Annotated in this window: 18 protein-coding genes; 6 read left to right on the top strand and 12 right to left on the bottom strand. The window is 71.5% G+C overall.

All coding sequences use genetic code 11. The features are described from left to right. Positions 1-231 precede the first annotated feature (231 nt). Positions 232-1410 carry an ADP-forming succinate--CoA ligase subunit beta gene (gene sucC, locus ACI2K4_RS03090; protein WP_404508274.1) on the top strand — a complete coding sequence of 393 codons (1179 nt, stop codon included), beginning with the start codon at positions 232-234 and terminating at the stop codon, positions 1408-1410. A 5-nt stretch (positions 1411-1415) separates the two neighbouring features. After that, a complete protein-coding gene (gene sucD / locus ACI2K4_RS03085; protein ID WP_404509167.1) occupies positions 1416-2303 on the top strand; it encodes a succinate--CoA ligase subunit alpha in 888 nt (295 codons plus the stop codon). A gap of 91 nt (positions 2304-2394) precedes the next feature. Here the strand turns inward: sucD and fdhD are convergent, their stop codons facing one another. Continuing rightward, a complete protein-coding gene (gene fdhD, locus ACI2K4_RS03080) occupies positions 2395-3252 on the bottom strand; it encodes a formate dehydrogenase accessory sulfurtransferase FdhD (RefSeq protein WP_404508273.1) in 858 nt (285 codons plus the stop codon). Between the two features lie 79 nt (positions 3253-3331). Further along, a complete protein-coding gene (locus ACI2K4_RS03075; protein WP_404508272.1) occupies positions 3332-4702 on the bottom strand; it encodes an MFS transporter in 1371 nt (456 codons plus the stop codon). A gap of 191 nt (positions 4703-4893) precedes the next feature. Here ACI2K4_RS03075 and ACI2K4_RS03070 point away from each other — a divergent pair, with 191 nt between their 5' ends. Together ACI2K4_RS03070 and ACI2K4_RS03065 are read left to right on the top strand one after the other, a co-directional pair. Next, positions 4894-5142 carry a DUF6457 domain-containing protein gene (locus tag ACI2K4_RS03070; protein ID WP_404508271.1) on the top strand — a complete coding sequence of 83 codons (249 nt, stop codon included), beginning with the start codon at positions 4894-4896 and terminating at the stop codon, positions 5140-5142. Beyond that, a complete protein-coding gene (locus tag ACI2K4_RS03065) occupies positions 5139-6446 on the top strand; it encodes a molybdopterin molybdotransferase MoeA (protein ID WP_404508270.1) in 1308 nt (435 codons plus the stop codon). Before ACI2K4_RS03070 ends, ACI2K4_RS03065 begins: the two co-directional genes overlap by 4 nt. A 66-nt stretch (positions 6447-6512) precedes the next feature. Here ACI2K4_RS03065 and ACI2K4_RS03060 read toward each other — a convergent pair whose 3' ends face one another. From ACI2K4_RS03060 to ACI2K4_RS03015, 10 genes are all read right to left on the bottom strand, one after another. Further along, a complete protein-coding gene (locus ACI2K4_RS03060; protein WP_404508269.1) occupies positions 6513-7748 on the bottom strand; it encodes a pyruvate kinase in 1236 nt (411 codons plus the stop codon). An 11-nt stretch (positions 7749-7759) separates the two neighbouring features. After that, a complete protein-coding gene (locus ACI2K4_RS03055) occupies positions 7760-8644 on the bottom strand; it encodes a 2-hydroxy-3-oxopropionate reductase (RefSeq protein ID WP_404508268.1) in 885 nt (294 codons plus the stop codon). Positions 8645-8863: 219 nt separating this feature from the next. Beyond that, positions 8864-10993 (bottom strand): hypothetical protein, encoded by a 2130-nt coding sequence (locus ACI2K4_RS03050; protein ID WP_404508266.1) that lies wholly within the window; start codon positions 10991-10993, stop codon positions 8864-8866. A gap of 301 nt (positions 10994-11294) precedes the next feature. Next, complete coding sequence (locus tag ACI2K4_RS03045; protein ID WP_404508265.1) at positions 11295-12290, bottom strand: Lrp/AsnC family transcriptional regulator; 996 nt, start codon at positions 12288-12290, stop codon at positions 11295-11297. Then, positions 12280-13125 carry an alpha/beta fold hydrolase gene (locus ACI2K4_RS03040; protein ID WP_404508264.1) on the bottom strand — a complete coding sequence of 282 codons (846 nt, stop codon included), beginning with the start codon at positions 13123-13125 and terminating at the stop codon, positions 12280-12282. The genes ACI2K4_RS03045 and ACI2K4_RS03040 overlap by 11 nt, the downstream gene beginning before the upstream one ends. A gap of 42 nt (positions 13126-13167) precedes the next feature. Further along, a complete protein-coding gene (locus ACI2K4_RS03035) occupies positions 13168-14334 on the bottom strand; it encodes a M24 family metallopeptidase (protein WP_404508263.1) in 1167 nt (388 codons plus the stop codon). Between the two features lie 5 nt (positions 14335-14339). Further along, positions 14340-15233 carry an ABC transporter permease gene (locus ACI2K4_RS03030; protein WP_404508262.1) on the bottom strand — a complete coding sequence of 298 codons (894 nt, stop codon included), beginning with the start codon at positions 15231-15233 and terminating at the stop codon, positions 14340-14342. Beyond that, entirely contained in the window at positions 15230-16195 is a 966-nt protein-coding gene (locus tag ACI2K4_RS03025; RefSeq protein ID WP_404508261.1) for an ABC transporter permease, read from the bottom strand. The genes ACI2K4_RS03030 and ACI2K4_RS03025 overlap by 4 nt, the downstream gene beginning before the upstream one ends. Positions 16196-16200: 5 nt before the next feature. Beyond that, on the bottom strand, positions 16201-17784 hold the full coding sequence (locus ACI2K4_RS03020) for an ABC transporter substrate-binding protein (protein WP_404508260.1): 1584 nt from the start codon (positions 17782-17784) through the stop codon (positions 16201-16203). After that, positions 17785-18993 (bottom strand): dipeptidase, encoded by a 1209-nt coding sequence (locus tag ACI2K4_RS03015; RefSeq protein WP_404508259.1) that lies wholly within the window; start codon positions 18991-18993, stop codon positions 17785-17787. 248 nt (positions 18994-19241) lie between these two features. On the opposite strand from ACI2K4_RS03015, the gene ACI2K4_RS03010 reads away from it, so the two are divergent. Then, positions 19242-20243: an ABC transporter ATP-binding protein gene (locus ACI2K4_RS03010; protein ID WP_404508258.1), complete on the top strand. Its 1002-nt coding sequence runs from the start codon at positions 19242-19244 to the stop codon at positions 20241-20243. Then, positions 20224-21243, top strand: a complete 1020-nt coding sequence (locus tag ACI2K4_RS03005; RefSeq protein WP_404508257.1) for an ABC transporter ATP-binding protein — start codon at positions 20224-20226, stop codon at positions 21241-21243. The genes ACI2K4_RS03010 and ACI2K4_RS03005 overlap by 20 nt, the downstream gene beginning before the upstream one ends. The last annotated feature ends 117 nt before the right edge of the window (positions 21244-21360 follow it).

Here is a 21360-nt window from a genome sequence, read left to right as displayed (position 1 = left end):
CGGCACCCTCCGCGTCCTCGGGGATTGCATACCGTATGGGGTAGGCAATATCGTGGCGCATGTAACAGCGGGGTGTCTAGGGGGTAGCAAAACGAATTCCTGCGAACCCCGCGCGGGCCGGCCTCACCTGCGGAACGCCCGCAGTCCCACGCCCGCTTCGCCAGTCGGCGCCCACCCGTCCCGAGTCCGGGCGCGACTTACCACGAAGGTCGGAAGAGAGGAAGGCCCTCAGTGGATCTGTTGGAGCACCAGGCACAGGACCTCTTCGCCAAACACGGCGTACCTGTGGGTAGGTACCGCGTCGCCAGCACCGCCGAACAGGCCAGGGAGGCCGCCGCCGAGATCGGTGGTCGGGTCGTGGTCAAGGCTCAGGTGAAGACCGGAGGTCGGGGCAAGGCCGGCGGCGTCAAGCTCGCCGACGACCCGGACGCGGCGTACGAGCGCGCCAGCGCGATCCTCGGCATGGACATCAAGGGCCACACCGTCGGCCGGGTCCTGGTCACCGAGGCCAGCGACATCGCCGACGAGTACTACGTCTCGCTCCTGCTCGACCGCTCCAACCGCTCGTTCCTCGCCATGGTCTCGCGCGAGGGCGGGATGGAGATCGAGCAGGTCGCGGCGGAGAACCCGGACGCGCTGATCCGGCTGCCGGTCGACCCGGCGCAGGGGCTGGACGCCGCGACCGCCGCCCGGCTCTGCGTCGACGCCAAGCTCCCGCCCGAGGTCCACGAGGGCGTCACCGACGTGCTGGTCCGGCTCTGGACGGTCTTCCAGCAGGAGGACGCGACCCTGGTGGAGATCAACCCGCTGGCGAAGCTGGCCGACGGCTCCATCCGGGCCCTCGACGGCAAGGTCACCGTCGACGACAACGCCCGGTTCCGCCACCCCGACCACGCCGACTTCGTCGACCGCGCGGCGGCCGACCCGCTCGAGGCGCTGGCCGCCGAGAAGCACCTCAACTACGTCAAGCTGGACGGCGAGGTCGGGGTGATCGGCAACGGTGCCGGCCTGGTGATGAGCACCCTCGACGTGGTCGCGTACGCCGGAGAGCAGTTCGGCGGGGTGAAACCGGCCAACTTCCTCGACATCGGCGGCGGCGCCTCGGCCGAGGTGATGGCGAACGGCCTGGAGATCATCCTCGGTGACCCGGCCGTACGCAGCGTCTTCGTCAACGTCTTCGGCGGCATCACCGCGTGCGACGCGGTCGCCAACGGCATCGTGCAGGCGATCGAGCTGCTCACCCGCGACGGCGCCGAGATCACCAAACCGCTGGTGGTCCGGCTGGACGGCAACAACGCCGAGGAGGGGCGGCGGATCCTCGACGCCGCCGCCCTGGACTGCGTACGGACCGTGGACACGATGGACGGCGCGGCCCGCCTCGCCGCCGAACTCGCCGCGAAGGGGGCATGACCGCGATGGCAATCTTCCTCACCGACGCCAGCAGGGTGCTGGTCCAGGGCATCACCGGAGCCGAGGGCACCAAGCACACCCGACGGATGGTCGCCGCCGGCACGAACATCGTCGCCGGGGTGACCCCGGGCAAGGGCGGCCAGCAGGTGGACGGCATCCCCGTCTTCAACACCACCGCCGAGGCGATCGCCGCGACCGGCGCCGACACCTCGGTGGTCTTCGTACCGCCACGGTTCGCCAAGGGCGCGGTGATCGAGGCGATCGACGCGCGGCTCGCCCTGGTCGTCGTGCTCACCGAGGGCATTCCGGTGCACGACACCGCGACCTTCTGGGCGTACGCCCGTGCCACCGGCAACCAGACCCGGATCATCGGCCCGAACTGTCCCGGCCTGATCAGCCCGGGACAGTCCAACGCCGGGATCATCCCGCCCGACATCACCGGTCCGGGACGGATCGGCCTGGTCAGCAAGAGCGGGACGCTGACGTACCAGCTCATGCACGAGCTGCGCGACTTCGGCTTCTCCACCTGCGTCGGGATCGGCGGCGACCCGATCGTCGGGACCACCCACATCGACTGCCTCCAGGCGTTCCAGGACGACCCGGACACCGACGCGATCGTCATGATCGGCGAGATCGGCGGTGACGCGGAGGAGCGGGCCGCCGAGTACATCGCGGCGAACATCACCAAGCCGGTGGTCGGCTACGTGGCCGGCTTCACCGCCCCGGAGGGCAAGACCATGGGACACGCCGGGGCCATCGTCTCCGGGTCGTCCGGCACCGCCGCCGCCAAGCAGGCGGCGCTGGAGGCGGTCGGCGTACGGGTCGGGAAGACGCCGTCGGAGACGGCCCGGCTGATGCGCGAGACCCTGCTGTCCCGGATGGCCACCCGGTAGGAACGCCGAATCCCGGCCTCCCCCACCGTCAGGCGGGGGAGGCCGGGAGGCTGTCGGGGTACGGCGCGAGCTGGCGGGCGTACGCCGGGGTTCAGGAGAGCGCGCTCGCGGCCGGTGCGTGCTCGGCGAGCCCCAGCCGGTGCGCGCCGGTGTAGACGTTCATCGACGCGCCGCGCAGGAAGCCGACCAGGGTGAGTCCCGAGTCCTCGGCCAGGTCCACGGCGAGCGAGGAGGGCGCGGAGACCGCGGCGAGCGCCGGCACCCCGGCCATCACCGCCTTCTGCACCAGCTCGAACGAGGCCCGGCCACTGACCAGCAGCACCGTGCCGCGCAGCGGCACCCGGCCGGAGCGCAGCGCCCAGCCGACCACCTTGTCGACCGCGTTGTGCCGGCCGACGTCCTCGCGCAGGCAGAGCAGTTCCCCGTCGGCGCCGAAGAGTCCGGCCGCGTGCAGCCCGCCGGTGCGGTCGAACACCCGCTGGGCCGCCCGGAGCCGGTCGGGCAGGGCGGCGATCAGGTCCGGGTCGACCCGCAGCGGGTCCTCCGCCACCGACCAGGCGGCGGTGGTACGCACCGCGTCCAGGCTGGCCTTGCCGCAGAGCCCGCAGGAGGAGGTGGTGTAGAAGTTGCGCTCCAACGACGGGTCCGGCGCCGGCACCCCGGCCGCCAACACCACGTCGACCACGTTGTAGGTGTTGACCCCGTCGTCGGTCGCGCCGGCACAGTAGCGAATCCCCGCGACGTGCTCGCCGCGCTGCACCACGCCCTCGCTCACCAGGAAGCCCGCCGCCAGGTCGAAGTCGTCGCCGGGCGTACGCATGGTGATGGTGAGCGCGCGTCCGTTGACGCGGATCTCCAGTGGTTCCTCGGCCACCAGGGTGTCCACCGGTTCGGTGGCCTTCCCGTCGACCACCCGCACCACGCGCCGCCGGCTTGTCACGCGTCCCATCAGCCACCACCCATCAGTCGATCCGGTACCGGTCCGGGGTCGTCCGGGAACCGGATTCGACCGGCGACCGGGACCACGGTCAGAGCTTGTCGGGGCGCAGCCGGGGCAGCACCGACAGCGTCGGTCGTCCCGGTTGGCGCATCCCGCTCGTCAACAGTGCACCGAACAGGCCGAGACAGCCAGCCGCGACAAAGGCGGCGATCGCCCCGGGCGTGCCGGTCACCAGACCGGCCAGGCCGATGCCGGCCAGCCCGCCGACCACCTTGCCGGTGTAGACGATGCCGTAGTTGAACAGGGTGGCCTCGCCGCCGAACCAGTCCCGTACCAGGCTGACCAACAGAGAGTATCCGGCTCCGGTGCCCGCGCCGGCGAGTCCGGCGAACGCCACCACCGCCAGCACCTGCTCGGCCTGTACGGCGGCGAGCAGCCCGAACTGCGCGACCCCGCCGACGGCCAGGGCGAGCCCGAGCGTACGGCGCCGGCCGAGCCGGTCGGAGAGCGAACTGGTGACCGCCCGGCCGATCCCGGTGGCGACGGCGAGTACGCCGATCGAGGCGACGATCAGGAACGGCTGGTCGACCCGGTGGTGGGCGAACCCGACCAGGTACGCGATGTCGAACAGCGCCATCGCGGCGGTCAGCACCACGAGGAAGAACATCAGGGGCAGCATGCCGCTGCGTACCGCCGCCCGGGGCGAGTAGGCACGGATGGCGGGCATGTTGTTCGGGATGCTCCGGTTGAGCCGGCGGTCGACCGCCCAGCGCTGCGGGTCGATCTCCGCCGGCCACCAGTGCCGGGGCGGCTTGCGCAGCAGCAGCCCGCTCGTGGCCACCACGGCGAACACGGCGATCGCGGTGCCGTTCAGGACCAGCGGCAGGTTCTCCGGCGCCAGGACGTACGCGGCGACCACGACAAACGGGATCGCACCGTAGCCGAAGGCGCCGCTGACCACGCCGACCGTGGTGGCCGTCCGCTCGGGGAACCACTCGGTGACGGTGGCGATGCAGGTCATGTAGACCAGGCCGGCGCCGATCCCGCCGAGCACCGCGTAGCCCAGCAGGACCGTGGTCAGGTCCCGGCTCTGCCCGAGCGTGGTCAGCGCGACCAGGCTGAGCGACGCGCCGGCGAGCATCGGCGCGGCGAGGCGGACCCTTGCCCGCCGGTAGAGCCAGACGGCGGGCAGCGCGGTGCCGGCCTGGCAGACGATCCAGACCGCCAGTACGCCGAACGCCTCCCAGAGGGTCCAGCCGTTGGCCCGGGTCAGCGCCGGGATCGCGGCGCCGAAGCCGTACTGGAAGAGGCTGATCGCGAGCATCGAGGCCCAGCAGAGCCGGAGCATCCAGGCCCGGGATCGTCCGGTGAGGTCGACGTCGGTCTCCCCGACCCGGTAGCGGCGCCCGTAGACGTCACGTACCTCGCGGACGGGTAGGGCGTTACTGGGGTCCGGCATGCTCGTACCTCCGCCTGTCACCCGTGCGGCGAGCGTCGTGATCCACCCACCGGCGGCCATTGTATACAGTATGTTACGTGCACTAGTGTCTACCAGGGACGAGCGCCTGTCCAGGTTCAATCGGTCCGCACCCCCGGGGTCGGGCACGATGGAGGGCACAGGCGCCACCGACCGGAGAACAACGAGGAGCGTTGATGAGCCAGTTGGAGGATTGGACCCGCCAGGCGCTCGACGAACTCGGCCTCGACCAGGGCACGCTCGACCAGAAGCGCGTCCTGGACCTGGCCCGCGACGTCGCGCACGGGGTGGCCCGACCCGCGGCACCACTGACCACCTACCTGCTCGGCGTCGCGGTCGGCCGGGGCGCCGACCCGCGACAGGCCGCCGAGCGGCTGGCCACGCTCGCCGCCGGCTGGCCGGAACGGGGCAGCCGGTCATGAGCGCGACGAGCTGGCCGGAGGCCCGCCGGATCGCCCGCCAGGCCGGCACCCCGCTGGATCCGGTCGACGTCCCGCTGCCCGCCGCGCTCGGCGCCACCCTGGCCGAGCCGCTGGTCGCCCTCTCCCCGCTGCCGGCGTACGACGCCGCCGCGATGGACGGGTACGCCGTCGCCGGCACCGGACCGTGGCAGGTGCTCGGCCGGATCCTCGCCGGTGACGCGCGACCGGTCGAGCCGCTGGGTCCGGGAAGCGCGATGGAGATCGCCACCGGTGCCCTGGTGCCCTCGGGCGTCGACGCCGTGCTGCCGTACGAGCGGGCCCGGTTCCGGGGTGACCAGGTGCACGGGGAGATCGAGTCGGGCCGGCACATCCGCCGACGCGGCGACGACTGCCCGCTCGGCGCCGAGGTGCTGCCGGCCGGCACCCTCGTCACGCCGACCCTGCTCGGACTCGCGGCGAGCCTCGGCCACGACCGGCTCGCCGTACACCGGCGGCCCCGGGTCGGGGTGGTGGTGACCGGCGCCGAACTGCTCTCCGCCGGACTGCCGTCACCCGGTCGGGTCCGGGACGCGATCAGCCCGATGCTGCCCGGTCTGGTGCGCTCGGCCGGCGGTGAGATCGCCTGGACGACCCGGGTCACCGACGACCTGACCGCGCTGGTGGAGGCGATGCGACGGGCCGACGCCGACGTGATCGTGGTCTGCGGCGCCACCTCGGTCGGCGCCGCCGACCACCTGCGCGGTGCGCTGGAGACGGTGGCGGCCCGGGTACGGGTGCACGGGGTCGCCTGCCGGCCCGGTCACCCGCAACTGCTCGCCACCATGCCGGACGGGCGCTGCGTCGTCGGCCTGCCCGGAAATCCGTACGCCGCCCTGGTCGCCGCGTTGACGCTGCTCGCGCCGCTGCTCGGTCGGCTGGCCGGGCGGTCGGAGCGGCGCCCGGTCACCGCCCGGCTGGTCGGCCCGGTCAAGGTCCTCGACCGGGACACCCGACTGGTGCCGGTGGCGCGGGACGGCTCGGCCGTGGTGCCGGTCGGTCACGACCGGCCCGGCCTGCTCTGGGGTGCCGCCGAGGCGAACGCGCTGGCCGTGGTGCCGCCCGGCTGGCAGGGCGACGAGGTCGAACTGCTCGCCCTGCCGGACGCCGACACCGCCGTCGCCGCGATGGTACGGCTGGCGACCGACGGTCCCACCACGCCGGACAGTGTGGAGCGGGCACCCCGTGGGGTCGCCGAACCGCCCGGCGGCGCCCTCCGGTTGCCCGACCGGCTGCCGCTGGCCACCGCGACCGTCGCCGAGGGGTGAGGCCGTCGGCGACGGTCGCGGTCAGACCAGCACGGACCGGTGACGGGTGGGTGCGCTCCGGCGCGGTCAGGGCACCGGTTCCGGGCTGGGGGCGGCCCGCTGGAGCAGTCGTACCGCCGCGTGTGCCGGGGGCCGGGCCATCACCCGGTCACCCAGCCGGAGCAGGCGCATCGTGTTGGTCGAGCCGGGCAGTCCGGGCGGGCTGCCGGCGACGATCAGCACCAGGTCGCCGACCTGGAAACGGCCCAACGACAGCAGCGTGTCCTGCACCTGGTGGACCATCTCGTCGGTGTGCCGGACGACCGGCACCGTGAACGTCTCGACGCCCCAGGTCAGGGCGAGCCGGGCGGGTACGCCCCGGTCCGGGGTGAACGCCAGCAGCGGCATCTCCGGCTGGTGCCGGGCCAGTTGTCGCGCGGTCGCCCCGGACCGGGTGAAGCAACAGATGGCGCCGACCGTCAGCGACTGGGCCACCTCGGTCGCGGCCACCGTGACCGCGTCCGCGTTCTCCACCGGCCCGGCGGCCGGCACGGGAGGCCGGGCCGAAGCGCTCGCCTCGGCCGACTCGACGATCCGCGCCATCATCGCCGCCGCCGCCACCGGGAACGCACCGACGCTGGTCTCGTCGGCGAGCAGCAGCGCGTCGGCGCCGTCGAGCACCGCGTTCGCCACGTCGGACGCCTCGGCCCTGGTGGGGCGCGGCTGCTCGACCATCGAGTCGAGCATCTGCGCGGCCACGACCACCGGCTTGGCCAGCTCGCGGCAGCGCCGCACGGCCCGCTTCTGGACCAGGGGGATCTCGTCCAGCGGCAACTCGACCCCGAGGTCGTCGCGGGCCACCACCACGCCGTCGAAGGCGTCAACGATGGCGTCGAGGTGCTCCACCGCCGTCGGGGTCTCCAACTTGGCCAGGACCGGTCGCCACACCCCGAGATCCGCCATCACCTCCCGGGCGACCGCCACGTCCCCCGCGGAGCTGACGAACGACAGCGCCACCAGGTCGACGCCGAGACCGAGGACGAACCGGAGGTCCGCGGCGCGTTGCTCGGCCAGCGCGGCGCCGGTCGCGAGGCGTCCGTACCGGATCTGCGGTCCGCGCAGGTCGGCGAGAACGCCGACGGTACGACCGGCGCGCGCCGCGACCTCGCGTACCAGGTGGTAGGTGGCGGCGTGGTCGGCGCGGGTGCCGTGCCCCAGGTCGAGCCGGGCCACGTCCATCCCGGCCTCGACCAGCTCCCGTAGCCGCTCCGCACTCGCGGTCGCGGGTCCGAGGGTGCAGACGATCTTCGCGCGGCGGGCCATCGGGAGCGGCCTCAGTCGGAGGTACGACCGGAGAGCTGCTCGACCAGCTTGAGCAGCGCCGAGTGGTCCAGTCCCCCGTGCCCCTGTGCCTTCAGCGAGGCGATGAGCTGGGCGACAGCGGCGCCGAGCGGGATCACCACGCCGGCCTCGCGGGCCGCCGAGGTGACGATGCCCATGTCCTTGTGGTGCAGGTCGATCCGGAACCCGGGCTGGAACTGGCGGGCCAGCATCCCGGCCGCCTTGCGGTCCAGGATGCGGTTGCCGGCCAGACCGCCGGCCAGCACCCGGACGGCCGCCTCGGTGTCCACCCCGTACGCCTCGAGGAAGACGATCGCCTCGGCGACCAGTTCGATGGTTCCGGCGACGATCAACTGGTTCGCCGCCTTGACCGTCTGACCGGAGCCGTGCGGGCCGACGTGCACGATGGTCGCGCCGACCACCTCCAGCACCGGGCGGGCCTGCTCGAAGTCGGCCGGGTCGCCACCGACCATGATGGAGAGGGTGCCCTCGATCGCCCCCTGCTCGCCCCCGCTGACCGGCGCGTCGAGCACCCGTACGCCGTACGGCTTCGCGGCCTCGGCAACAGCCTGGGCGGTCTTCGGCGAGATGCTGCTCATGTCGACGTAGAGCTGACCGGGCCGGGCGGTGGCGAGGATGCCGTCCTCGCCGAGGGCCACCGCCTCCACGTCCGGCGAGTCGGGAACCATGGTGACGACCACGTCGGATTCCCGGACCACCTCGGTGATTCCGCTGGCGGCACGGCCACCGGCGGCGGCGAGCGCCTCGGTCCGGGCCGGGCTGTAGTCGTAACCGATCACGTCGAAGCCGGCCTTGACCAGGTTGCCGGCCATCGGGCCGCCCATGATGCCGAGGCCGATGAAACCCACGCGTGTCATCTCAGCGATCTCCTCACGTTGCTCCAGGTCGCCCTGCCGGCGCGGTGGGGCGGTAGGTCGGGCCGCCGCCCGCCTACCACCGACGGTGATACCGCTGTCACCTCATAGGATTCTGTATGCAGTATGGAGGTCCGTCAAGGCATGGTCGTCGAAGCGGTACACACGGGCGCGGCCGGCATCCGAGGATGCCGGCCGCGAGGATGGATCGTCGTCCGAGGACTACTGCCCCGGCACCGCCCGCACCCGTCGGTCCGCGTCAGCGGGCGAACGACGCCCGGCGGTCGTGTCGGCCCGCCAGGTCCGGACGTACTTGACCACGTTGGTGCGGTCGGCCGGGGTCAGCCGGAGGTCGGTCATCATCAGGTCGGTCAGGGTGGCGTTGTCCCGCTCGTCGTCGGGCGAGACCAGCTCGTCCAGCGCCGCGTACACCCGGGAGCGCAACGAACCCTCGCCACCGGACGGCACCGACGCCACGCCCCGGGCCACCCGCACCGGCTCGACCGAGGCCCGGGGGGCGACCTGCGACGGCGGCAGCGTACGGGTCGCCGCCGCCGCGACCAGGTCGGGCAACGGCCGCTCGGTGATCGGCACGACCGGTGGCTGCTCGGACGGCGACTGCTCGAACGGGCTCGCGGCCTCGGACGCCGACCGGGTCACCGCGTCAGGCTGATGCACCATTCCAGGCCGGGTCACCGGCTGGTGCACCATCCCGGGCCGGGTCACCGGCTCAGGCTGGTCAGCCACCTCGGACCGGGTCACCGAACCCGGCGAGGGCTCGGGGCTCGCCGGTGGCTCGGGCTCGGCCGGCGCCGATCGGGCCGCCGCCTCCCGCTCGACGGAGGTGCGCGCGGGACGCCGCTGCGCGGTCGAGAAAATGGCGCTCACCTCGGCCGTCAGCGCGTCCCAGCGGGGCCGGGCCGGCTCCGGCCGGTCGACCACGTCGGGCTGCCCGGACTGCTCCGGCTCCGCTCCCGCCGCGCGGTCGACGGCGCGGCTGGCCCGCCCGTTCGTCCGCTGCCCACGCTCCGCGCGCGGCTCGGCGGTCCGGACAGCACGCTCGCTCCGCACACCCTGCTCGACCGGCTCGCTCCGCACGCCCCGCTCGACGTGTTCGTCGGTCAGGACCGGCTCGGCCCTCTCCCCCGCCTGGTCGGCCTGGTCCGCGGCCGGGTCGGCCTTCTCGGCCGTCGGGTCGGCCTCCTCCGGCGGACGCTCACCGCTGGCGGGCGACGGCGGGTCGAGGCGTTCGACCACCGTCGGCGGGTCGAACCGGTCGGTGTCGGCCATCGCCGGTTCGTTCCGTCCCGTCGCGTACGTGACCGGCTCGGCGACCCGTGCCGGTGCCGGTGCCAGTTCGGCGGCGGCGCGGTGTGCCGGGTGGATCCGGCCCGGGTCCGGGACCGCCAGCGCGTCGTTGAGCAGCCGGTCGGCCGAGGCGAGCGCCACCGCGTCGGGGCCGCCGGAGCGCCGTCGCCACCACCGCCTGCGTCCCGCCGGCAGGTTGCCCGCGAGCACCCGGGCGGGCGCCAGGTCGGCGGCGATCAGGGCGGTCAGACCGTCGTAGTCCGCGCGCTCGGCCAACCGCCGGGCGATCTCGTCGAGGTCGTAGACCGCCACCGCGATGTCGGCCGTGGTTCCGTCCAGTGCGCGCCTGATCTTGCGACGGAGCACCTTGGACAGGGCCGCCTGTCGCCGCTCGGTGCGGACCTGGGTACGGGCGGCCTCCAGCGAGCCGTAGAGGCCGAGCGAGGGCGCCGCCTTGGCCAGGGTACGCGCGCGCCGGGTCAGCAGCGGGTGCCGCAACCAGTGCCCGACCACCTCGTACGCGGGTGGTGTGGGCGGGAGCTGCCGCTTGGCCCGCAACCGGTCGCGGCGCTTGTTCTCGGTGTTCATCAGCCACACCAGGTAGCCGAGCAGCGACATGCCGCCGTAGAAGCCGCCTTCGAGGTGGTTCTCGTGAGCCAGCCAGTTGAAGGCCACCGCACCGCCCGCGATCCCGGCCGACAGCAGCCGGGACAGGGTCGCGTGCTCGCCGAGGCGTCGCCGTACGTCCGCGTTGGCCAGCACCACCATGCCGCCGAGTTCGAGCGCGCCGACCGCCGGCAGCGCGACGTACCAGGGCATGCCGAGCGCCTCCATCGCGCCGGAGACCTGGCCGCCGAGCGCGATCAGCAGCACCACCACGTAGAACGCGGTACGCATCCGGGTGGTCGAACGCACCGCCGAGGCCAGGTCGGCGTCCTCCTCCGGCGGTGGCCCACCGACCGGCGGCTGAGTTTCCCGGCCCTGCCCGCCGGGCAGCCCGCGCACCGGGTCGTCCTGCCGGTAACCGCCCTGGGCAGCAGACATCGGGTCGCGGTTCCTCTCGTCGGGGCCGACCGCCGCTGGCCCGGCGGTCGTGGAAGCGGGTGGCACCGGTCCGCCTCGGTACGTCGTTCGGCGTCGCAACCGCGCCGAACCACCAGAAACGCCCCCACAACATAGACCCTGCACCGGTTGTCGATCGACGCGGTCAGGTCATCACCGCACGGCAACGCGACCGGCGCACCGGCAACCAGGCACGATCCCGTACGGCAACCAGACGGCTACCGGAGCCCGCTCACGGACGAGGGCCGGAGCCGACAACACACCCGGTACGGCGCCCCGCCGCTCACCGCTGCGCGGTCTCGATGCTCCCCCGCCACCAGGGCGTCTCGACAAAACCACGACGCAGCACGAGCAGCACCACACTCGCCGTCCAGCCCTGCACACCCTCCAGCCGGCCGAGCGTGTTGGTGGTGAACTCGAAGAGGTCCTGGGTGGTCGGCAGGATCAGCTCGCACATCAGCGCGTTGTTGCTCAGCATCGCCGCGACGTACCGCACGCCCCGGTAACGCGACAGGGTGCGGGCGACCGAGTCGAGGAACGGCGGCGCGACGGTGACGTTGAGGACGATCTCCGACTCGAAGCCCAGCGCCGGTGCCGGGACCAGCGTGGTGACCAGGATGCAGCCGCGACTGAGCAGGGTCTCGAACCGTCGGCGTACGGTGCTCTCGTTCAGTCCGACCTCGGCCGCCACGGTCCGGAAGCTGGACCGGCCGTCCTCGCGCATCAGGTCGATGATCTGCCGGTCGACCGCGTCGAAGTGGCTCGGGTCGCACTGGTGCGCCTCGGCCACCTCCTCCGGCGGGTCGTCGCCGAGCAACTGCCGGCTCCAGTCGTGCGACACCTTGTAGACGTGCAGCGTCAGGTCGGTGTCGCAGCGCTGCACCCCCTTGATGGCCAGGATCCGCTCGACGATCCGGGCCTGTAACGACTCCTCCCGTCGCAGGTTCAGCTCGGCCAGGATGTCGTACGGACCGGTCACCAGGCTGAGGAAGCGCAGGTCGCTGTGGCGGACCAGTTCCGAGACCACCTCCATCTGGGTGCCCGGCTCGCAGGTGATGCGCAGGACGAACAGGTCCGCCGCGCCGGCGTGGTTGTTACCGGGGATGGCCGCGACCCGGACGACCCCCTCGCGCAGCAGTTGCTGCCCGCGCCGGGCAACGGTCGCGACCGAGCTGCCGGAGAGCTCCGCGATCTCCGTCCAGCTCGCCCGGCCGTCGCTCTGCAACGCCGCGATGATGCGGCGGTCGAGGTCGTCCAGGTCGTCGGTGCTACTGCTCATCGGCGCCAATCTCGTGGAGGAAGTCGCGTACCACCTGCCGCCAGCGTGGCGCCTCTTCGACCTGCGGCGAGTGACCCGACTTCTCGAACACGACGAGCCTAGCGTCCGGAATCAGGGATGCAATTACCTCACTGCTCGCCACGGGGGTGATCCAGTCGTCCCGGCCGACGGTGACCAGGGTCGGGCAGGTGATCCGGTGCAGCCGCGACTTGATGTCGTAGTTCGGCATGTTGACGGCGAAGGCGTAGTTGTGGGTCTGGTAGCGGTAGGGGGTGGCCGCCACCCGCTCGGCGACCTTCGCCGGGTCGTACACGTGGTCGTAGAGCGGCAGGATCTCCCGCCAGCAGTCGCGCAGGTCGGCGTCGTCGCGGGTCAGTCCGTTGTTGATCCGGTCGAGTTTCTCCAGGTCGATGGTGACCCGGGTGGAGGTCTCGGCGTTGTGCCGGGCGGCCTTGTCGTTCTCGTGGTCGGCCGAGGTGTCCCGAAGCACCAGCGCCCGGACCCGCTCGGGGTGACGGATGGCGTACTCCATCGAGATGAAACCGCCGTACGAGCCGCCGGCCATGACAAACCGTTCCACCCCGGCCCACTCGCGCAGGCCGTCCACGTCGGCGACCCACTGCTCGTGGCTGAACGGTGGCTGCCCCTCGCTCGCCCCGGAACCCCGGGCGTCGAAGACGATCACCCGGAAGGTGTCCGCGAACGGGCTGAAGGTCGCCCTCGGTTCGCTGCGTGAGCCGAGGCCGGGCGCGCCGTGGTGGGCGATGAGGACCGGGGCGTCGTCGGCGCCGAAGACCTCGACCTCCAGCTCGTTGCCGTTGATGGTGAGCCGCACAGTCGTACCTCTCTTACTGGTCCTGCTTGGGGGTGGTCGCGGTCAGTACGCGATGACGACGTCGTCGAGCGAGCGCGGGTACGCGGTGAACGGCCGGGCGCCGTCGCTCGTGATCAGCATCGAGTCGGAGATGCGGTAGCCCGCGTGACCGGGGATGTAGATGCCGGGCTCGTTGGAGACAACCATGCCGCTCTCCAGCGGCGTGTCGTCACCGTCGGCGAGCCAGGGCGGCTCGTGCATGCCGAGCCCGATGCCGTGGCCCTGCCGGTGCCGCAGGTACTCGGCGAGACCTGCCTCCCGGATCACGTCCAGGCACTCGGTGTTGGCCCGGGAACAGGGCACCCCGGGGCGCAGCGCCTCGCCGCCGACCTGCTGTGCCCGCCGTACCGCCTCGTAGTAACGGCGCTGGTCGGCGGTGGGCTCGCCGAGGATGAAGGTCCGCTCCCCCTCGACGAACCGGCCGCCGACCGCGCAGCCGAGCGAGAGCATGAAGGTGTCACCCGGACGCAGCCGGTAACCCGAGGGCAGGGCGTGCGGGCGGGCGCTGTTCGGGCCGGCGTAGACCAGCCCGCCGGCCAGCGGCGAGACCACCACCACGTCGGCGTGCTCGGCGTACATGGTGCGGGTGCCGACGGTGGTGATGTGGTCGGCCAGTTCCGCCTCGCTGGGCAGTTCGCCTCCGGCGGCGACGGCGTCCTCGACCAGGGTGCGGCCGGCGGCGAGCATCAGGTCGGTGATCCGGGCCGCCTCCGCGTGCAGCGCGATCTCCTCCGGCCGCTTGCGGAACCGGGCCCGGGTGACCGCGTCGGTACGGACCAACGTGGCGCCCGGCAAGGCCGCCGTCACCTGGGCCAGCCGGTCCACGCTCATGCTGCCGGCGTACCCGATCCGGCCGGTGACCGGGGCCAGGTGCTCGAACTGGGGGCGCAGCCCGGGAAACTCCGGGTACGCCACCAGTTCGGCGGCGCTGTGCTGCGCCTCGGCGTGCTCCCGCTCCAACTCGGGCAGGAGCAGTCGGGTGGTCCCGTCGACCGGGAGCAGCACCGCCACCGGCCGCTCGCCCGGGTGGTGGAAGAAACCGGTCAGGTAGGCGACGTCCTGCGGGTCGTCGGCGAGCATCGCGTCGAGGCCCCGGCGGGCCAGGTCGGCGCGCAGGTCGTCCTGGAGTGCCTTGTAGAAGGTGGGTGACAGCCGTTGGGTTTCCAGCATCGTTGCTAGTCCTCCCGGGTGCGGGGGTTGCGGGCGTCGTTGTAGGCGATCGAGATCAGGGTGGCCGACACCACCAAGGCGAGCATGGCCAGTGACGGGAACAGGGTGGTCCACCAGGCGCTCGACATCGCGCCGGACTGCTGGGCCTCGTACAGGATCCGTCCCCAGGACCAGCTGTTCGGGTCACCGAGGCCGAGGAAGGCCAGGCCGGCGGCGGAGAGTACGGCCCGGGAGGCGGTCAGCACCACCGACACCACGATCACCGGGGCGACCGCGGGCAGCAGGTGCTTGCGGATGATCCAGACGTGCGAGCCGCCGGTCAGCCGCGCCGCGTCCATGTAGGGCAGCCGGACCACCGACAGGGCCTGGGAGCGGACCACCCGGGTCACCTCGGGCCAGGAGAAGAAGGCGATGACCAGGACCAGGGTGACCAGGCTCGGCCCGGCCAGCGCGGCGACCAGGATCATCAGCGGCAGCACCGGCAGCGACAGGCAGAGGTCGACGATCGTGCCGATCACCGGGTCCGCCCTGGGGAAGTAGGCGCCGAGCACGGCGACCAGCACCCCGATCACGATCGCCAGCGCGGAGGAGAGGGCGGCGATGACGATGCTGAGCCGGGCTCCCCAGACCACCTCGGCGAAGATGTCCCGACCGAGGTTGTCGGTGCCGAACCAGTGCGCCCCGGAGGGGCCCTGGAGCACCTGTTCGCCGTACCCGGACGGGGAGTCGGTGATCAGCGGCGCGCAGACCCCGACGATCACGAGTACGGCGAGGATGCCGACCGAGGCCAGGCCGAGCGGGTTGCGCCGGAAGGCGGCCCAGGTGGCGCGGGCGGCGGTGACCTGGTCGGCGGCGACGGTCTCCAGCGGGCCGACTCCGGCGGTGGCTGCCGTGGTCATGCCGTCCTCACTCTCGGGTCGAGCAGTCCGTAGGCCAGGTCGGTCAACACGTTGGCGATCACCACGGCGGCGGCCAGCAGCACGAACGCGCCCTGCAGGACCGGGAAGTCGAGCTGGGTGACCGCCTCGTAGATACCCCGGCCGATGCCCGGGTACGCGAACACGGTCTCGGTCAACACCGCTCCGCCGACGAGGAAGCCGAGTTGCAACCCGACCAGGGTGGTGGTGGGCAGCAGGGCGTTGCGCAGCCCGTGTTTCCAGACCACCTTGCGGTTGGGCAGCCCCTTGGCGCGGGCGAGCACGCAGTAGTCCTCGCCCAGGGAGTCGATCAGGGTGGAGCGCAGGGTCAGCACGTACGAGCCGAGCTGCACCAGGACCAGGCTGAAGCAGGGCAGGACCAGGTGCAGGGCGACGTCGCCGTACCAGGCCGGGCCGTAGACCCCGGGGCTGTAGGCGCCGCCGATGGGCAGCCAGTGCAGTTGCAGCCCGAAGACGAAGAGCAGGAAGATGCCGACGCTCGGGACGAACAGCGACTGGCCGGTCACGCCGCCGACCTGGACCAGGCGATCCAGGAAGCCGCGTGGGCGGGTCGCCGCCAGCACCCCCAGGGGGATGCCGACGGCGACCGTCACCACCAGTGACGAGATGGTCAGCAGCAGGGTCCACGGCAGGCGCTCCAGGAGCACGTCGGTGACCGAGATCTGCTGGGTGAAGGAGATCCCCAGGTTGCCGTGCAGCAACTGCCACAGGTACTTGCCGTACTGGGTGAGCAGCGGCTGGTCCAGACCGTACTGGTGGAGCAGGATCTGGCGCGCTTCCGGAGTCATGTTCGGGCTGGCCACCGCCAGCGCGGGGTCACCCGGCAGCAGCCGGAGCAGGAGGAAGGTGACCGTGGCGGCGAACCACAGGGTCAGCAGTCCCCTACCGAGTCTGCGGACCGCGAATCGGACAGCCTGGGGCATGGGCGTCAGCCCTTCGTCACGTTGGCCAGCGACTGCGGGTCCACCACGGAGAGCAGTTCACTGGGCTTGACCACAAAACCGCTCCACTTGTCGCTGTGCGCGAAGTAGAGGTTCTGCATGTACATCACGTTGTCGTACACGTTGGCGTGGACCAGCTTGGCCGCCTGCTGGGCGAGCGAGCGCTGCTGCGCCCGGTCGGTGCTGGCCTGCGCCTGGGTGATCAGGGCGTTCAGCGCCGGGTCGTCGACCAGCGAGTAGTTGATCGCACCGCCGGGCAGGTAGGTCAGCGCCATGTTGGTGGTCGGGTCGTCCATGATGGCGAAGTTGCCGGCGTAGATGTCGTACTCCCCGGCGTCGGTCTTGGCCAGGTAGGTGTTGCGGTCCATCCCCTGAAGGTTGATGGTGATGCCGGCCTTGGCCGCGTCGTCCTTGACGATGGTGGCCCACTGCGAGGTCACCGCGTCCTGGAGCGAGTAGATCATCGTCAGCGAGAGAGGTTTGCCCGCGCCGTAGCCGGCCTCGGCGAGGAGCTGCTTCGACAGCTCGGGGTCGAACTTGTACTCCTCGAGCGACGGGTCGACGAACTCCTTGAGCACCGGCGGGATCGGGCTGGATCCGGTGGTGACCGCCTGGCCCTGCAACACGACCGTACGGATGGCGTTGTAGTCGACCGTGTGCGCGAGGGCCTGCCGGACCTTGACGTTGTCCAGCGGCTTGCGCTTCATGTTGTACGTCATGTGCGCGTAGCCGAGGCCGGGCACCTCCTGCACCTTGACCCCGGGGGCGCCCTGGAGGTTCTTCACCTGGGCCGGCGGCAGGGCGTTGGCGATCAGGTCGACGTCGCCGTTCTTCAACGCCAGGATCTCGGTGTTCACGTCCGGGTAGACCCGGTAGACGATCTTCGCCACGGTCGGGGTGCCGTTCGGCGCGAACGGGTACGGGGTGACCCGCTCCAGGGTGTAGTTCTGTCCCTTGGCGAAGCTGGTCAGCTTGTACGGCCCGGCGCTGACCCAGTTGCTGTTGTTGGGGAAGGTGGCCACGTTCCCGGCGGGCTCGAAGACGTGCTGCGGGACCACGTTCATCCAGAAGCCGGCCTCGCTGACCACGGTCGAGTCCGCGGTCTTGAGCTTGAGCTCGACCCGGGTCGGCGACGGCGCGGTGGCGGTGTCGACGTTGACGAGCTGGCCGTAGGTGGTGTTGCCGGCCGGCTTGTCCTTCAGGATCGCGTTGATCGTGAACGCGACGTCGGCGGCGGTGACCGGCTTGCCGTCACTCCACTTCATGTCGTCGCGCAGCTCGTAGTAACCGGTGGTGGGGTTGGTGTAGCCGAACGACTTGGCCAGGTAGGGCTGCTTGGCGCCGTTGGCGTCGATGGTCAGCAGCCGGGGGTACATCAGGCTGGTGATCCAGTTGTCGGTACGGCTGTTGCCCACCAGCGGGTTGAAGTTGACCACGTCGGTGGTGGTGGCGATGGTGAGCGTCGTGTCGCTGCCGCCGGCCGTCTTCGACGGGGCGGAGGGGCCGCAGGCGGCGACCGTGGTCGCGACGGCGAGGGCGGCGACCGCGACGAGGGGTAGTCGAACACGCATCTAGACCCAGACCTCCTCGAGAACCCGGATGGTGTTACCGCCCACGACCTTGCGGATCTCGTCGTCCGAGTAGTCGTGGCTGACCAGCCATCCGATGATGTTGTAGAAGCATTCGGCCGGGTTCTCCAGGCCGTCGACGTACTCCACCTTCGGGTGCTCGACGTGGCCGTGCGCCTGGGAGATGGACAGGTTGCTGGAGAACGCGTCGTGCAGGCCGACGTGGTCGCCGAAGAGGGTGTCCGGGCCGAACGTCACGTGGTCGATGCCGATCTTGTCGACCAGGTGGGTGAAGTGGTCCATCACCGATTCGAGCGAGTGGTTCGGGTGCGCCGCGGAGAGCGTGGTGTGCGGTGCGGCCTCGATGCCGATCACACCGCCGCGCTCGGCGCACGCCTTGATCAGGGCGTCCGGCTTCATCCGGTTGGTCGGCCAGACCTCGCGGGAGCCGCAGTGGGTGATCAGGACCGGCTTCTTGGAGTAGTTGATGACGTCGAGCGCGGTGCGGTCGCCGGAGTGCGAGATGTCGATGGCGAAGCCGAGCTTGTTCATCCGCTCCACGGCCCGCTCACCGAAGTACGTCAGCCCGCCGTCGCCCCGCTCCTTGAGCCCGCTGCCGAGGTAGTTGGCCTCGGAGTAGGCGATGCCGATCTGCCGTACGCCGAAGCCGTACAGCACGTCGAGCCGGTCGACCTCGTTCTCGATCGGGGTGGCCGCCTCGAGCGCGAAGACGTGGGCGAGCCGCCCGGTCTCGTGCGCGTGGTGGATGTCCCTGAGCGACTCGGCCTTGACGACGTAGTCCTGGTGGGCCAGGTCGGCCATGCGTACGCCGAGGTCGAACAGGACGTCCTGGTACTTCCAGCCGGCGTCGCTGGAGATGCAGCAGGTGCCGTCCATGCCGTTGTCGAACACCGCGGTCATCCCGGAGCGGGCCAGGCCCTGGTATCCGGTGGGTTCGCGGCCCTGCCGGATGTGCTCGCGCAACTGCCCCATGTCCTCGGGAAAGACCTGGACGTGGTCGTGCAGGGAGATCACGATCTCGTCGGTGAGTAGCCGAACGGTCCGTTCCCGTTGGCTGTCCGACAGCTCCAGCCCCTGGTAGGCGGGGACCCGGCTGATCTGTTCGGCGTACTTGAAGATTCTGTAGTCCTTGCCCGGCTCAAGGTAGTCGTACGCGGTGTAGCCGGTGTATCGCTTTGCGCTGTCAAGCATCAAAGCCCCTTCCTTCGTGACGTCCCGTTGCCACCAGGTGGTGACGTTCAGTGCCGCCGTACTGCCGAATGGGTGATGGCGCGATTCGGTCACCGCTCCGGCCGGAAAACCGGCGACCGGGGCGACCCATGCAAGGCTTGCAATAATCCGGCACCGAAGTCAAGATGCAAAAGAAGAACGGGCACTGATGGTGCTCGGTGAGCGAGCTACGGGCAGAAGCGTCCGGATGATTCACCGGGAGGAAACACATGCGTCACCCGCCCGACGCCGCGTTGCACGTACGCGGCCTCTCGGTAACGTTCGGCACCCGGCGCGGTCCCGTACCCGCGGTAGTCGACGTCGACCTCGACGTCGCGCGCGGTGAACTCGTCGCCCTGCTCGGCGAATCCGGCTCCGGCAAGTCCGCCGCCGCCCGCGCGATGATGGGCCTCTCCGCGCCCAACGCCACCGTCACCGCCGACCAGCTCCGACTCGGCGACACCGACCTGCTCGCCCTGCCCGACCGGCAACGCCGCGAGATCCTGGGCAACCGGATGAGCATGGTCTTCCAGGACGCGCTCTCCGCGCTGAACCCGGTCCTCTCCATCGGCGACCAGCTCGGCGAACTGTTCCGTACCCACCGGCAGGTGTCCCGCCGGCAGGCCCGCGCGTCAGCGATCGACCTGCTCGGACAGGTCGGCATCCCGGCCCCGTCGAGCCGCGTCGACGACTACCCGCACCAGTTCTCCGGCGGCATGCGGCAACGCATCCTGATCGCGATGGCGATCGCGCTCCGCCCCGAACTCGTCATCGCCGACGAGCCGACCACCGCGCTCGACGTGACCGTGCAGGCCCAGATCCTCGAACTCCTCGACGAGCTGCGCCGCGAACTGAACATGGCCGTCCTGCTGATCACCCACGACCTCGGTGTCGTCTCCGAGGTCGCCGACCGGGTGATGGTCATGTACGCCGGCCGGGTGGTCGAGGCCGGCAGCGCCGACGACCTGCTCAGCCAACCGTCACACCCCTACACCGAGGCGCTGCTGCGCTCGGTGCCCCAGGCCGACCAACGCGGCCAGGACCTCTACGCCATCCCCGGCAGCCCACCCAGCCCGGCCCACCAACCCGACGGCTGCCCGTTCCACCCCCGGTGTGCCCTGGTGGTCGACCGCTGCCGGACCGAACGACCCGCGCTCACCGTCATCTCCGCCGGCCGCACCGCGGCCTGCCACCGCAGCGAGGAGGTGCGCCATGCCACCGTCGCCGGGTGACCTGGTGCTCGACGCCCGAGACCTGCACAAGACCTTCGCCACCGGCCGGTCCGGCCTGCGCAGGTCACGGGTCAGCGCGGTCGACGGGGTGAGCCTGCGCCTGCACGCCGGTGAGTCGCTCGGCGTCGTCGGCGAATCCGGCTGCGGCAAGTCGACGCTGGCCCGGATGCTGGTCGGCCTGGAGCGACCCGACTCCGGCAGCATCGAGATCCACGGACGAGACGTCACCCGGGTACGCGGACGCGACCGGCGACTGCTGCGCCGGCAGGTGCAGATGGTGTTCCAGGACCCGTACACCTCGCTCGACCCACGGATGAGCGTGCTGGAGCTGATCGGCGAGCCGCTCACCGTACACAGGCGGGTCAGCGGCAACGCCGCCCTGCGCGACCGGGTCGCCGAACTGCTCGGCCTGGTCAACCTCGCCCCCGAGCTGATGCACCGCTACCCGCACCAGTTCTCCGGCGGGCAACGCCAGCGCATCGGCATCGCCCGTGCGCTCGCCCTCGACCCCGAGGTGCTGGTCTGCGACGAGCCGGTCTCCGCACTGGACATGTCGGTCCAGGCCCAGGTGGTCAACCTGCTGCGCGACCTGCAAAAACGGATGAACATCGCGCTGCTCTTCATCGCGCACGACCTGTCGGTGGTCCGGCACGTGGCCGACCGGACCGCGGTGATGTACCTGGGCCGGCTCGCCGAGGTCGGCGAGACCACCACCGTGTACGACCAGCCGGCGCACCCCTACACCCAGGCGCTGCTCTCGGCGGCACCGGTGGTCGACCGGAGCCGCCGACGGCTCTCCGACCGGATCATGCTGATCGGCGACCCGCCCAGCCCGGCGAACCCGCCCACCGGCTGCCGGTTCCACACCCGCTGCCGCTTCGCCCAGGACCGCTGCGGTACGGAACAGCCGGTCGCCCGACGACTGGAGGACGGCTCGGACCGTACCGTCGCCTGCCACTTCGCCGAGGAGGCCCGGGCGGCCCCGACCGCCGTCGGCTGACCCGGCCTGCCCTCAGGCCACCGCCGGTCGGCCGGTCCTCCTCAGCGGCCGGCCGGCGGTGCACCGGCACCGTTGTCGGCGAAGCTGTTGTAAGGCCCTTGTGAGGCGTGTTGTCGG

This window comes from Micromonospora sp. NPDC050397 (assembly GCF_044901685.1).
Classification (GTDB): domain Bacteria; phylum Actinomycetota; class Actinomycetes; order Mycobacteriales; family Micromonosporaceae; genus Micromonospora_G.
The sequence above is the reverse complement of the archived record's forward strand: the minus strand, read 5'-3'. Positions and strand labels throughout refer to the sequence as shown.